The sequence below is a fragment of the Nocardia iowensis genome (genome assembly GCF_019222765.1).
GTDB lineage: Bacteria > Actinomycetota > Actinomycetes > Mycobacteriales > Mycobacteriaceae > Nocardia > Nocardia iowensis.
This window is the reverse complement of sequence record NZ_CP078145.1, coordinates 2,750,265-2,763,505: the sequence shown is the minus strand read 5'-3', so window position 1 is coordinate 2,763,505 and position 13,241 is coordinate 2,750,265. Positions and strand designations below refer to the sequence as shown.

The window sequence follows — 13,241 nt, the reverse complement described above, 5'->3', positions numbered from 1 at the left end:
GGGTGAGCCGCGCACCGTTCGTGTCAGCCGCACACCCCGTATGGCGGGTGTGCGGCCGACACGGAGGGCGGCTCGGGGTCAGGCGCGGAGAACCGCGCCTACGGCGTCGGCAGCGGCGGCCACCGCGGCGTCGCGGGCGGCGCTTGCCTCGTCTTCGGTGAGGGTGCGGTCGGTGGCGCGGAAGCGGAGGGCGTAGGTGAGGGATTTGCGGCCCTCGCCTGCTTGGGCGCCCTCGTAGACGTCGAACAGGGCGATGTCTTCGAGGAGGTCGCCGCCGCCGGTGCGCAGAGCCGATTCGACGGCGGCGGCGGGGGTGGCCTTCTCGACGCTGATCGAGACGTCCTGGAGCACCGCCGGGAATGGGGAAATCGTTGGGGCCGGGCGGGATTCGAGCAACGGCAGGGCGTCGAGGTCGAGTTCGACGGCGCAGGTGCGCGGCGGTAGGCCGGAACGTTCCAGCACGGCGGGGTGCAGTTCGCCCGCGTAGCCGACAACCGCACCGTCGACGAGCAGTTCGGCGCAGCGGCCGGGATGCCAGGGCAGTTGAGCGGCGGGGCGGCGCTCGAGCGTGACGCCCGCCGCGTCGGCGACGATGTCGGCCAGGGCGAACGCGTCGGCGGCCTCGGCCGGACGGCCCTGGCCCCACGGTCCACGCGGTTCGCGGCGGCCGGTGAGCACGGCCGCGACGTGCACGGGCTGCGCGGGCAGCGAGTCGAGTAGTTCGGTGATCTGGTCGTCGGTGGGGCGACGATCGACCGGCAGCGCCTCGACCGGATGCACGTTCTCGCCGGGCAGCACCACCTGCGCGATGCCGTAGATGGTGAGGTCACGCGCGCCACGAGAGATGTTGCGGGCGGCCACTTCCAGCAGTCCGGGCAGCAGCGTGGTGGCCAGCTCGGAGCGCTCGACATCGAGCGGGTTCAGCACCCGGGTGGTCGCCCGGCGCGGGTCGTCGGCGTCCAGACCCCAGGTGTCGAAGACACCGGCGGACAGGAATACCGGCGCGGGCACCTCGACGGCACCGGCGAAGGCCAGCGCCCGGCTGACCGCGCGGCGACGACGCTGGGTCGCGGTCAGCCCACGCCCGGCGGGCGCGGTGGGCAGCACGGACGGGATCTGCTCGAGCCCCTCCAGCCGGAGCACCTCTTCGACCAGGTCGGCGGGCTGGGCCAGGTCCGGTCGCCAGCTCGGCGGGGTGACTTCCAGCTGGCCGTGCCCGGTGGTCTCGTCGACGGCGACCTCGACGAGGCAGCCGATCTGAGCCAGCCGGCGCGCGGAGGTACCGGTCGGGTAGACGACACCGGCGACCCGGTCGGCCAGGTCGATGTCCATCCGGATCGGCGGCGCGGGCGGCACCGGGACGCGGACGTCGGTGAGCGCGGGTTCGACAGTGCCACCGGCGATTTCGGCCAGCAGGTGGGCGGCTCGGTCGAGCGCGGCCACATTGATCTCCGGGTCGACCACCCGCTCGTACCGCTTGCCCGCCTCGGACACCAGCTTGTGCCTGCGCGCGGTGCGGTAGACGAGCAGCGGGTTCCAGGTGGCGGCTTCCAGCACGACATCGGTCGTCTCGGTGCCGATCTCGGTGGTCGCGCCGCCCATGATGCCTGCCAGCGAGATGACGCCGGAATCGTCGGCGATCACCACGTCCTCGGCGTCGAGCACGCGCTCGACCTCATCGAGGGTGCGCAGCGTCTCGCCCTTGTTCGCGGTACGCACCACCAAGCCGCCGTTCAGCTTGCCGCCATCGAAGGTGTGCAGCGGCTGGCCCAGTTCGAGCATGACGTAGTTGGCGACGTCGACGGCCGCCGAGATGGGCCGCACGCCGGACAGCAGCAGCCTGCGCTGTAACCACCAGGGGCTCACCGCGTTCGGGTCGATGCCGGTGACCCGGCGCACGGCGAAGCGGGTGCACTTGGATTCGGGTTCGAGCCGGACCGGCCAGGCGTCGCGCTCGTCGTCGGGCAGGGTGCGCACGGCGGGGTCGGCGTAGTCGAGGTCGAAGCCGCAGGCGAGTTCGCGGGCCAGGCCGCGCACCGAGAAGCAGTAGCCGCGGTCCGGGGTGATGTTGAGCTCGATGACCGTATCGTCCAGGCCGAGCAGCTCGTTCGCGTCCGCGCCCGGCTCGGCGGTGCCCGGCTCGAGCACCAGGATGCCGGAATGGTCCTTGCCGATGCCGAGTTCGGCGACCGAGCAGATCATGCCATTGGAGACGTGCCCGTAGGTCTTGCGCGAGGAGATGGCGAAGCCGCCGGGCAGCACACCACCGGGCAGCACCACGACGACCAGATCGCCGACGGCGAAGTTGGTTGCGCCGCAGACGATCTCCTGCAACTCGGGGTTGCCGACATCCACCTTGCAGAAGCGGATCGGCTTCTTGAACTCGGTCAGCTCGGTGATCTCGGCGACCCGGCCGACGACCAGCGGCTTGTCGATGTCACCGGAGACCGGCTGAAGTTTGTCCACCTCTTCGACCTCGAGCCCCACCCGGACGAAGCCCGCGTCGAGCTCTTCCGGCGTCACCGACCAGTCGGGGTTGGTGCGCTGGATGATATCGGTCAGCCAGGACTGCGCTACTCGCACTTGACGTTTCGCTCTCTCGATCGAAGGGAGTTCTCGGTTGGACCCAACTCAGGACCGGACGCCGAACGGCAGCGTGAAACGCACGTCGCCCTCGACGATGTCGCGCATGTCCGGGATGCCGTTGCGGAACTGCAGGGTCCGCTCCAGGCCCATGCCGAACGCGAACCCGCTGTACACCTCGGGATCGATCCCGCTGGCGATCAGCACCTTCGGGTTCACCATGCCGCAGCCGCCCCACTCGACCCAGCCCGCGCCGCCCTTCTTGTCCGGGAACCAGACGTCGACCTCGGCGGAGGGCTCGGTGAACGGAAAGTAGTTGGGGCGCATTCTGGTTCGCGTATCCGGCCCGAACAACGCCCGGGCGAACGCGTCCAGCGTGCCGCGCAGGTGCGCCATGGTCAGGCCCTTGTCCACGGCCAGCCCCTCCACCTGGGAGAACACCGGGGTGTGCGTGGCGTCGAGCTCGTCGGTGCGGAAAGTGCGGCCGGGGCACACCACGTAGATCGGCAGCTCGCGTTCCAGCAGCGAGCGCACCTGCACCGGGGAGGTGTGTGTACGCAGCACCTGCCGCGAACCTTCCGGCGCGATGTGGAAGGTGTCCTGCATGGTGCGGGCCGGATGGTCGGGCAGGAAGTTGAGCGCGTCGAAATTGAAGTGCTCGGTCTCCACCTCGGGGCCTTCGGCGACCTCCCAGCCCATCGCGACGAACACGTCGGCGATCTGCTCGGAGATGACGGTGATCGGGTGGCGCGCGCCGACCGGCTGGCGACGGGCGGGCAACGTCACGTCGATCGCCTCGGCCACCAGCACCGCCGCGTCGCGCTCGGCGAGCAGCACCGCGCGGCGGGCCTCGAACGCCTCGGACACCCGGGCGCGGGCGATATTGACCCGCTTGCCCGCATCGGCCTTCTCGGTTTTCGGGAGGCTGCCCAATGCGCGCTGGGCGAGCGCGAGCGGGGCCTTGCCGCCGAGGTGCTCGGTTTTCGCGACCGCGAGCGCATCCAGGTCGGCCGCAGCGGCAAACGCCTTCTCGGCGGCCGCCGCCGCAGCGGCCAGTGCCTCCTCGGTCAGCGTCGCGTTCTGCTCGACTGCGTCGTTGTCGTCGGCCACGATGGTTCGACTCTCCCCTGGGGATCGGTTCGCGGGTACGGCTCGTTCCCTACCCACATTGCTGCTGGTGGAATCCTATTGGATGCGCCATATCCGATTCACGCGGATTCCCCGCCACGCCCCGGCAACCCCATTCCGCCGCACAACAGCGGCCAAATTGCGACGATGGTCACAGCATCACGGGTTGTTCCCCGAGCGCGGGGCAACGCCTGAGAATCACGGAGGTATCCGGGGACATGAGCACCTCGAAAATGGCCGTCACCGTTGGATTCAGCAGCCTCGTCGCGACAGTGAGCCTGCTGGTTGTCACCCTGCTCAGCAGCGGAACGGCGGCGGCCAACCCGCCGGGACCGAACCCGTACGCCTGGCTACCCGGTTGGTTACAGGACATCATCTTCTGCGTCTTCTACGGCTACTGCGGCTGAACCTGTCGCACCACCTGTGCCAGTCGCACCCCTCGTACGCCATTCGTCGTATGCGACTGGCACAGGTCGGGCTAGGCGGGTGTGATCCGGCTTGGCAGCAGGAGTGAGATCACGGCACCGGCCCCGACGATGGCGGCACCGGCCCAGATCGCCGGAACCAGGCCGTCGACGTAGGCCTGCGGGCTGAGAAACGAACCGCGCGAGGCGAATATCGACGCGAGCACGGCGACGCCCATCGCGATACCCACTTCGCGCAGTGTGCTGTTGGTGCCCGAGGCCATGGCCCGGTCGTCCGGCGCGGCACTGGCCATCACCACCGTGGCGCTCGGCGTAAGGATCAGTCCCATGCCGACCCCGGCGAGCAGGAACGGTCCGATGAAGGGGCCATAGTCGACGTCGACGGTGGTGATCGCCGCCATCCACCCCAGCGCGACCGCCAGCATCAGCTGACCGGTCACCAGCAGCGCCCGCGCGCCGACCCGGTCGACGAGCAGTCCCGCGATCGGGGCGACCACCATCGGGGCCATGGTCCACGGCATGGTGCGGAGGCCGGATTCCAGCGGGCTGTAGCCCTGCACCACCTGGAAGTACTGGGCCAGCAGGAAGATCGAGCCGAAGACACCGGCGGAGAAGGTGAAGCTGGTGGCATTGCCGATCCCGAAGGCACGCGACCGGAACAGCCGCAGCGGCAACATCGGATCCGGCGTCTTCAGCTCCCACGCCACCAGCGCCGCCAGCAGCACCGCGCCACCGATCAGTCCGGACAGCACGGTGACCGAGGTCCAGCCGTCATCGGCGCCATGGATCACCCCCCACACCACCGCGAGCACACCGCTCGCCGACAAGACCAGACCGACTAGGTCGAGCCGCCTGCTGCCGCCGTACGACTCGCGCAGCACCCGCGCCGCGAACGGCAGCACCGCGAGGCCGATGGGCACGTTCAGCCAGAAGATCCACTGCCAGCTCAACCCGTCCACCACGACACCGCCGACCAGCGGCCCGACCGCGACGCCGAGTCCGGCGATGCCGCCCCAGATCCCGATGGCCATGTTTCGCATGCGCTCGGGCACCGCCGCCGACAGCAGCGTCAGGGACAGCGGCAGCACCGCGGCCGCGCCGAAACCCTGAACGACCCTGGCGGCGATCAACATCCATGGCTCCGTGCTCAGCGCACAGGCCGCCGAGGCCACCGTGAACAGCGCGATACCCGCCAGGAAGATCCGGCGGCGGCCGAGCCGGTCACCGATCGCCGAGACGGTGAGCAGCAGCGAGGCGAAGGCCAGTGTGTAGGCGTTGACGAACCACTGCAGATCGGTCAGCGAGGCGCCGAGTTCGGTGCGAATCACCGGCAGCGCGAAGGTCACCACGAGGTTGTCCAGCGTGACCATGAACATCGGGATGCCGACCGCGGCCAGCACGGCCGCGAGCATGCGTCCGCCGACGGGTTTTCCGGGTGCGACGGTGGGCGACGAGGCGGCAGGTTCGAGGGTTTCGGTCATGTCCAGCCTTTGTTGTAATTGACTGATAACTAACAGCTCGAAGAGTATGCATCGACTGATAACATGTCAACGCGGGGCGGAATTCGAGTGAACGGAGTGCAGCACCATGACGAGTTCGTCCAGAGTCCGGATGACCGCCACCGAACGCGGTGAGCAGGTGCTCCGAGCTGCCGTGTCGGCCTTCGCCGAATCCGGCTACGCGGGCACCCGGACCGACGAGATCGCCAGGCGCGCAGGCGTTTCCCAGCCGTATGTGATTCGACTCTTCGGTACCAAACAGCAGTTGTTCATCGCCGCGATGCATCGCGTGTGCGATCGGATCGAGGAGATCTTCCGGTCGGCGCGGCAGGCCGCGGACGCCGATGCGACGCCGGAGCAGGCGCTACTCGCCCTCGGGCGCGGTTACGACATCTTTCTGGCCGAACGGGAATTGCTGCAAGTCTTCCTGCACGGCTTTGCCGCGAGCGCGGACCCGGCGATCGGCAATGACGTGCGCGCCCGCTTCGGCAAGGTTGTCGAGCTGGTTCGCGAGCTGACCGGCGCGCCGACGTCGGAGATTCGTCGTTTCATGGCTACCGGAATGCTGCTCACGGTCATGAGCGCGATGCAGGTGGCTGGTCCCGATGCGGTTCCGGCGCCGTGGGCGTCCGAGATCCTGGCTGATCTTCTACTGGCCGCCGAGGCCTGATCGGCACCGTTGCCTGCGCGGGAGCTATTCCGCGCGAGCGGTTTTGGCGTGCTGCACGCGGGAGCTCGCGTAGAGGCAGATCGAGGCGGCGGCGGCGAGATTCAGGCTCTCGGCCCGGCCGTGGATGGGGATGCGAATGCGATGGTCGGCGCGGGCGGCGACGGCCGGGTCGAGGCCGTGTGCCTCGTTGCCGAACAGCCAGGCGATCGGTCCGGTGAACAATTGGTCGGCCTCGTCCAGATCGACCTCGCCGTTCGCGGCGGTGGCCAGGAGCGTGATGCCTGCCGCGGCAAGCGAATCCAGTGTGCCGGCGACATCGCGGTGGCGGGCGATGGGGACATGGAACAGGCTGCCCGCGCTGGCGCGCACGCATTTGCCGTTGTGCGGGTCGACGGTGTCCCCCGCCAGCACCACACCATCGGCTCCGACGGCGTCGGCCACCCGAATGAGGGTGCCCGCGTTGCCGGGTTCGGCGATCTCGACCGGCACGGCCAGCATGCGCGGGTTGGTCGCGAGCACCTCGGCCAGCGGCACGTCGATCAGTTCGCAGACCGCGACAAGCCCTGGCGCGGTGACGGTTTCGCCGAGTTGTGCGGCGGCGCGGTCGCTGACCAGCGTGGCGCGCACGCCCATCCCAACGGCTCCGGCGACCAGTTCGTGTTCGCGGGCTGCGGCACCGGCGGAGTAGAACAGCTCCCGCACCCGTCCGGTATCCAGGGCGGCCGCAACGGAATTGGCGCCCTCGGCGAGGAAGAGTCCGGCCTTGCGGCGCTGGACGCCGCGATGCAGCTTGACAGCGGAAACGACCCGTGGATTGCGCTCGGAGAGCGCGTCCACGGGTCGTTCCGAGGGGTGTCCGTTCGTCACGTAATCCTGGCTCAAGCGGCCGGGGCGTTGACGTCCTGAGGCAGCGCGGCCTTGGCGATCGCGACGAGACCGGCGAAGGCATCGGCGTCGGAGACGGCGAGCTCGGCGAGGTTCTTGCGGTCCACCTCGACACCAGCGGCCTTCAGGCCCTGGATGAGACGGTTGTAGGTGATGTCGTTCAGCCGCGCCGCGGCATTGATGCGGGTGATCCAGAGCTTGCGGAAGTCACCCTTGCGCGCCCGGCGGTCCCGGTAGGCGTAGGTGAGCGAGTGCAGCTGCTGTTCCTTGGCCTTGCGGTACAGCCGCGAGCGCTGGCCGCGGTAGCCCTTGGAGGCCTCGAGGATGGAACGACGCTTCTTTTGAGCGTTGACGGCCCTTTTGACGCGTGCCATGGGTCAGTCCTTTGTCGATCTAGGGGGCGCATGCGGGCACCCGGCGATTGTCAGTTCGGTCGGCGTCCGGAATCCGGAACGCGGTTGCTGGCTGGTCTCTCTCAGAGACCGAGCAGCCTCTTCACGCGCGGGACGTCGACGGACGCGACGGCCTCCGTGCCATCCAGACGACGAGTCCGGCGGGTGGACTTGTGCTCGAGCAGGTGGCGGCGGTTCGCCTGCTGGCGAAGCAGCTTGCCTCGGCCCGACACCTTGAATCGCTTCGAGGCACCGCTGTGGCTCTTCATCTTCGGCATGGATTCCTCATATCTGTCTCGTCCCGGCGGTCCTCCCGGACCGCCGGCTCTTATCGGTATTACTGCGGCGGGTTGGCCTGCTCGGCCGGAGCCGCGGCGGGCGCGCTGTCTGCGGGCGCGGCCTCAGCGGGCGCGGGGCTCTGCTGCGCAGCGGGCTGCTGCGGCCGCGGAGCTGCGGACTCCTGCTGTGCCTTCACTCGCGTCTTCGCACCCTTGTGGGGTGCGAGGACCATAGTCATGTTGCGACCGTCCTGCTTGGCCGAGGTCTCGACGAACCCCAGGTCCGCCACGTCCGCGGCGAGCCGCTGCAGCAGCCGGTAGCCCAGCTCGGGCCGGGACTGCTCGCGTCCGCGGAACATGATGGTGACCTTGACCTTCGACCCGGCCTCGAGGAAGCGCATCACGTGGCCCCTCTTGGTCGCATAGTCGTGGTCGTCGATCTTCGGGCGGAGCTTCTGCTCCTTGATCACGGTCTGCACCTGGTTCTTCCGAGACTCGCGCGCCTTCTGCGCCGTCTCGTACTTGAACTTGCCGTAGTCCATGATCTTGCAGACCGGCGGACGTGCATCCGGAGCGACCTCTACGAGATCGAGATCTGCCTCCATGGCGACGCGTAGTGCATCTTCAACACGCACGATCCCAACCTGCTCGCCGCTGGGTCCGATCAGTCGAACCTCGGGAACACGGATGCGATCGTTGATGCGGGTCTCAGTGCTGATGGGGCCTCCTAGGTCAAGCGGTGTCGTCAGGACGACCGCGCGCAATAACTGCAACCCCTTTTCAACACAAAAGCCCCGGAGCGGTATTCCGCGTCGGGGCCCGATGTCGACCGGTCATCGCCCGCGAAAAGCATTCGCGTTCGACCTCGTGCACGCGGTTCTCGTGAGAGAACCCCGGCACAAGAAACCCGCCTCCGAGAAGGCGGGTGACCGGACCGTTTGACCTGACGATCGCTCGTCGGCAACGGTGGGAGTCGGGCTCCACTTATCAGCCCCAGGCTCGAAATCTTGGAAGAAGACACAACCAGGGGCGGTCGTCAGCGGTCAGTCTAACATTCCGTTCGGCTATCGCCGAATCGCGGTAAATGGCTTGCCCGTCCGCAGCGGGCCTGCCAGGCTCCCCCGGTGTCGACTTCACGCTGTGACCTGCTGCGATGGCAATTCGAATTCACCTGGGCGCTCGCCGAGTTGCACCTGGGAGTACTGGCGGCCGAGGACTTCCTCTGGGCGCCCGCCGACCCGCATTGGACTGTACGCCCCGATGCCGACGGCGCGTGGCGGCCGGACTGGGCCGACACCGAACCCGACCCCGTGCCCGTCCCGACCATCGGCTGGCTCAGCTGGCATATCGGCTGGTGGTGGAGCGCGGCCATCGACCAGCTGGCGGACCGGACGGCAGCCGCCCCCGAGGACGTGCCGTGGCCCGGCGATGGTGTCGCGGCCGTGGCGTGGCTGCGTGAGCTGCGAGACACCTGGTTGCGCGTGCTCGATGACCTGACCGAGGCCGAATTGGACCGTCCCGCAGCCTTTCCATGGCCGGCCGAGGCGGGTCTGACCGTTGCGCACCTGATGAGCTGGGTGAACTCGGAGCTGATGAAGAACATCGCGGAGATCGGCCAACTCCGGCTGCTCCGAGCCACGTCGCTAACCTCGTAGCCATGACAGAAGAGCTCGACAACTCCGTGCGCGAACTGGCCGACATCCCCGCGGTGGAGGTGATCAGCCGGGCCGCGGTGATGCTGATGAGTTCGGCGGCGGAGAAGCTCGGGCTCGCGGACGAGGATCCGGAAACCAGTACGCGGCGCGATCTGGACGAGGCGCGCCGGGTGATCACGGCGCTGGCGGGGCTGGTCACGGCTTCGGTGGAGTACCTCGGACCGCACGCGGGGCCGATCCGCGAAGGGTTGCAGTCCTTGCAGCGGGCTTTCCGGGAGGCGTCGGCGCATCCGGACGAGCCGGGTAAGGGGCCGGGCGAGAAGTACACGGGGCCGGTCTACTGAACCGGCCGTACTGACTGACCGCGCCTCGAGCTCGGCACATGCAGGTGATTTCTTTCCCGGTGGGCAATTTTGCCCACCGGGCAAGTTTTTCCGGTAGGCTGAGTGCATGCCGGATGAGGAAGTGCTCGGGCTTCGCGAACGCAAGAAGCTCGATACCCGCATGGCGCTGAGTGACGCGGCGCTGCACCTCGCCTTCGAGCGCGGGCTGGACAACGTCACCCGCGACGACATCGCGGCACGCGCCGGGGTGTCGGTGCGCACCTTCAACAACTACTTCACCGGCAAGTACGACGCGCTCGCCTACCGACAATCCGAGCGAATTCGGCGCAGCGTCAAGGTATTCCGGAATCGCCCCACGGACGAACCGCTCTGGACCTCGATCACCGAGGCACTGCTGGAGCCGCTGGCGGCCGACAGCGACCAGCTCGTCGTGCCGAGCCCCGCGCAACTTGCCGAGATACGAAAGCTGTTCACCGTTCCCGAGCTGCGCTTCGCGATATCCAAAGAGGTGTCCGACGATTGGCTCGCGGCGATCGCGGCGCGCACCGGGGCCGACCCGTTGCGCGACACCTATCCACGCCTGGTGGTCGGCATGATCAGTGCCGTCGCCGAGGCGGTCATGGTGGCGTACGCGCACGCCGACCCGCCGGTGCACATCACCACCTTGCTCCGCCGCGCCCTCGCCGAAGTCGCCACGGGCCTGTCCGAACCCGCGCGCTGACCGCAGCGCATCGACAACCACAACATCGGACAAACCACAACATCTAACGAGGGGTGTATTTGCCATGCCCGAAATACCTGTCGACGTAGTCATTTCCGGCGCGGGCCCGAACGGGCTGATGCTCGCGGGTGAACTCGCGCTGGCCGGGGTGCGGCCGATCGTGCTGGACGAACTACCCGCGCCGAGCACCGAACCGAAAGCGAACGGCCTTGTCGGCCAGGTGGTTCGGCTGTTGGACATGCGCGGGCTCTATCACGAGTTCGGTGGCGCACCCGGTGCACCACAACCGCTGCCGCGCTATATGTTCAGCGGGCTGCCGCTGTCGTTCGGCGAGCTGACCGACAACCCGATGTACGTACTGCCGATTCCGCAGCCGAAACTCGTTCGGCTGCTGGAGAAGTGGGCAGTCGGGCTGGGCGTGGATGTTCGGTGGGGGCACCGCATGACCGAGCTGACCCAGCAGGACGGTGGCGTCGAGCTCGCGATAGCCGGGCCCGAAGGGACCTATCGCCTCGACACCACGTTTCTGGTCGGCGCGGACGGCGGCAAGAGCCGCGTCCGCAAGCAGGTCGGGATCGAGTTTCCTGGGCACACGGCGACGGACGGTGTCTGGCGGATGGGGCACGCGTGGTTGCCGGATGAGCTGCGGACCGCGGACGGTGGCGTCGAGATTCCGGGGTTCGGCCGACTTCCCTTCGGGCACAATCGCCTCGAACGCGGCGGGTTTGTCTTCGCCGAGCTCGAACCGGGTCGGCCGATGGTCGCCAGCCTCGAGTTCGGTGGCGCGCCGGTTCCGGAAGGGACTCCGATGACCGTCGAGGAACTGCGCGCCAGCCTGCGGCGGGTACTCGGCGTCGACCTGCCGATCGAAGCGCCACGCGGGCCGGGCCCGCACGCGTTGCGCCGCATAGACAATCAGAACACCCGGCAGGCCGAGCGCTACCGGGCGGGCAACGTGTTCCTCGTCGGCGATGCCGCCCATGTGCATTCCGGGGTCGGCGGGCCGGGCCTCAACCTCGGCTTGCAGGATGCGGCCAATCTCGGCTGGAAGCTCGCCGCGGCGATAAACGGTTGGGCCCCACCAGGATTGCTGGATACCTACCATGCCGAACGGCACCCCGTCGGCGTTCGCGTCATGATGAGCTCGCTCGCGCAAACCGCCCTGTTCGCGCCGGGCCCGGAGGTGACCGCGGTGCGCACCCTCCTCGGTGAACTGCTGCAACAACCGGAGAACACCGCGTACATCGCGCGCCTGATGTCCGGAGCTGACACCCGCTACGAGACCGGTGTAGAGCACCCGCTCGCCGGGCGGATGGTGCCGGACCTCGTCGTCGAAACCGCGGATGGCCCACGGCGAGTCGCCGAACTGCTACGCAAGGCACGCCCCCTACTACTCACGCTCACCGGCGCCGCGACCTACGCCGACATTGCGGCAAACTGGCACGACCGCGTCGACACCGTCGCCGCGACCACCGCCGACGCACCCGCCGCAGCACTGCTGATCCGACCGGACGGGTACGTAGCATGGGCGGCCGACAGTGCCGAACAGTCCAACTCCAACCACCTACGCGAAACACTGACCCGCTGGTTCGGCTCCCCGCAGAACTGACCCGCCCCATCGGGTACTTACCAGCCCACTGATCAACCCACCGCGCATCGATTGGCCTGCCGCGCACCGATTGTCTCGCAGCGCGCGGGTTGTCCGGCCGCGCACCGGCTCGCCAGCAAGCTCCTGCGCGGCGGGGCAATTCGTGCGCGGGGTGTGCGGTGCGGTCGGCTACTGAGACGGGGTTCGGTTCGCGTGCTCGTCGAGGAGGAACTTCGAGACCACGTCGGTTTGCCCGAGGATGGCGTGTCCGACTTCGGGTAGCACGTGCACTGTCGCGTTCGGAACGCACCGGCGCACGCGCTCGGCGGTGCCCGCGGAGTCGAACATGACGTCGCGGGCACCGACTATCACCAGCATCGGCATGGTCAGTCCGCGTAGTGCGTCGTCCGGGAACACGGGCAGTCGCTCGGTGCGCGGCTTGAACTGCGTGAAGATCAGTACCACCTCATCGAGGGCCTGCTCGGTTACCGGCGTGTCCAGGCCCGTCACGATGCGCGCGGTGCGGCGCAGGCCGCGTCGGCCGAAGAGGCGGAGCAACAGCGCTTTCGGGAGCCAGCCCAGCTTCTGCGCGCCGATGCCACCGGGGCACAGCAGGGCGAGCCGGGTCACCCGTCCCGGCCTGCGGATGGCGTAGTCCAGCGCCACCCAGCCACCGAGCGAGGTCGCAACGATCGAAATCGTGGTGAGCCCAAGGCCTTCCAGTACATCGTCGAGCCACGACGCGAGCCGATCGGAATCCAAGGGCGGGCGCGTCGGCGCGCTCGCGCCGGGCTCGCCGGTCATGTCGACCGCGTAAGTGCGGAAATGTGTTGCCCAGGAGCCGATGTCGCCGCGCCACATGGTCGTGTTCGCGCCCGAGCCGTGCAACAGCAGTACCGGCGGTGCGTCCTGCGGTCCGGAGACGACGACGAAGGTTTCGCCTTCCCGGGTCGGCACCCGCACGTGCTCAGCGGGAACCGGCCAGCTGCGCAGTAGCTCTTGGTAGCGCTGCCGGATCGCGCTTGCGCCGTTCTCCGATTTGTAGATAGTGCTCATGCCGCCGCCTCGCTGAT

General features: G+C 68.4%; 14 protein-coding genes. 6 read left to right on the top strand and 8 right to left on the bottom strand.

Annotated features, from left to right (window positions below; genetic code table 11):
• Positions 1-78: 78 nt before the first annotated feature.
• On the bottom strand, positions 79-2,583 hold the full coding sequence (gene pheT / locus KV110_RS12710) for a phenylalanine--tRNA ligase subunit beta (RefSeq protein ID WP_218476150.1): 2,505 nt from the start codon (positions 2,581-2,583) through the stop codon (positions 79-81).
• A gap of 48 nt (positions 2,584-2,631) precedes the next feature.
• Positions 2,632-3,693, bottom strand: coding sequence for a phenylalanine--tRNA ligase subunit alpha (gene pheS / locus KV110_RS12705; protein ID WP_218476148.1), 1,062 nt, complete (start codon positions 3,691-3,693; stop codon positions 2,632-2,634).
• Between the two features lie 236 nt (positions 3,694-3,929).
• On the opposite strand from pheS, the gene KV110_RS12700 reads away from it, so the two are divergent.
• The gene (locus KV110_RS12700) at positions 3,930-4,118 is read left to right on the top strand and encodes a hypothetical protein (protein ID WP_218476146.1); all 189 of its coding nucleotides are present in this window, start codon (positions 3,930-3,932) and stop codon (positions 4,116-4,118) included.
• A 71-nt stretch (positions 4,119-4,189) separates the two neighbouring features.
• Here KV110_RS12700 and KV110_RS12695 read toward each other — a convergent pair whose 3' ends face one another.
• The gene (locus tag KV110_RS12695; RefSeq protein WP_218476144.1) at positions 4,190-5,617 is read right to left on the bottom strand and encodes a DHA2 family efflux MFS transporter permease subunit; all 1,428 of its coding nucleotides are present in this window, start codon (positions 5,615-5,617) and stop codon (positions 4,190-4,192) included.
• A 106-nt stretch (positions 5,618-5,723) separates the two neighbouring features.
• Here KV110_RS12695 and KV110_RS12690 point away from each other — a divergent pair, with 106 nt between their 5' ends.
• A complete protein-coding gene (locus KV110_RS12690) occupies positions 5,724-6,305 on the top strand; it encodes a TetR/AcrR family transcriptional regulator (RefSeq protein WP_218476142.1) in 582 nt (193 codons plus the stop codon).
• 24 nt (positions 6,306-6,329) lie between these two features.
• Here the strand turns inward: KV110_RS12690 and KV110_RS12685 are convergent, their stop codons facing one another.
• The 4 genes from KV110_RS12685 to infC all read right to left on the bottom strand — a co-directional run bounded on the left by KV110_RS12685 (position 6,330) and on the right by infC (position 8,633).
• Entirely contained in the window at positions 6,330-7,142 is an 813-nt protein-coding gene (locus tag KV110_RS12685) for a TrmH family RNA methyltransferase (RefSeq protein ID WP_218476140.1), read from the bottom strand.
• A 41-nt stretch (positions 7,143-7,183) separates the two neighbouring features.
• Positions 7,184-7,564, bottom strand: coding sequence for a 50S ribosomal protein L20 (gene rplT, locus KV110_RS12680; RefSeq protein WP_218476138.1), 381 nt, complete (start codon positions 7,562-7,564; stop codon positions 7,184-7,186).
• Between the two features lie 101 nt (positions 7,565-7,665).
• Positions 7,666-7,860, bottom strand: coding sequence for a 50S ribosomal protein L35 (rpmI, locus tag KV110_RS12675; RefSeq protein WP_040689021.1), 195 nt, complete (start codon positions 7,858-7,860; stop codon positions 7,666-7,668).
• A 59-nt stretch (positions 7,861-7,919) separates the two neighbouring features.
• Positions 7,920-8,633: a translation initiation factor IF-3 gene (gene infC / locus KV110_RS12670; protein WP_218476136.1), complete on the bottom strand. Its 714-nt coding sequence runs from the start codon at positions 8,631-8,633 to the stop codon at positions 7,920-7,922.
• Positions 8,634-8,984: 351 nt separating this feature from the next.
• On the opposite strand from infC, the gene KV110_RS12665 reads away from it, so the two are divergent.
• The 4 genes from KV110_RS12665 to KV110_RS12650 all read left to right on the top strand — a co-directional run bounded on the left by KV110_RS12665 (position 8,985) and on the right by KV110_RS12650 (position 12,189).
• Positions 8,985-9,515: a DinB family protein gene (locus tag KV110_RS12665; RefSeq protein ID WP_246634496.1), complete on the top strand. Its 531-nt coding sequence runs from the start codon at positions 8,985-8,987 to the stop codon at positions 9,513-9,515.
• 2 nt (positions 9,516-9,517) lie between these two features.
• A complete protein-coding gene (locus KV110_RS12660; protein WP_107655315.1) occupies positions 9,518-9,859 on the top strand; it encodes a DUF1844 domain-containing protein in 342 nt (113 codons plus the stop codon).
• A gap of 106 nt (positions 9,860-9,965) precedes the next feature.
• Entirely contained in the window at positions 9,966-10,580 is a 615-nt protein-coding gene (locus KV110_RS12655) for a TetR/AcrR family transcriptional regulator (RefSeq protein WP_218476134.1), read from the top strand.
• A gap of 64 nt (positions 10,581-10,644) precedes the next feature.
• Entirely contained in the window at positions 10,645-12,189 is a 1,545-nt protein-coding gene (locus tag KV110_RS12650) for an FAD-dependent monooxygenase (RefSeq protein ID WP_218476133.1), read from the top strand.
• A 168-nt stretch (positions 12,190-12,357) separates the two neighbouring features.
• On the opposite strand, the gene KV110_RS12645 is transcribed toward KV110_RS12650, so the two are convergent.
• Positions 12,358-13,224 carry an alpha/beta fold hydrolase gene (locus KV110_RS12645; protein WP_218476131.1) on the bottom strand — a complete coding sequence of 289 codons (867 nt, stop codon included), beginning with the start codon at positions 13,222-13,224 and terminating at the stop codon, positions 12,358-12,360.
• Between the last annotated feature and the right edge of the window lie 17 nt (positions 13,225-13,241).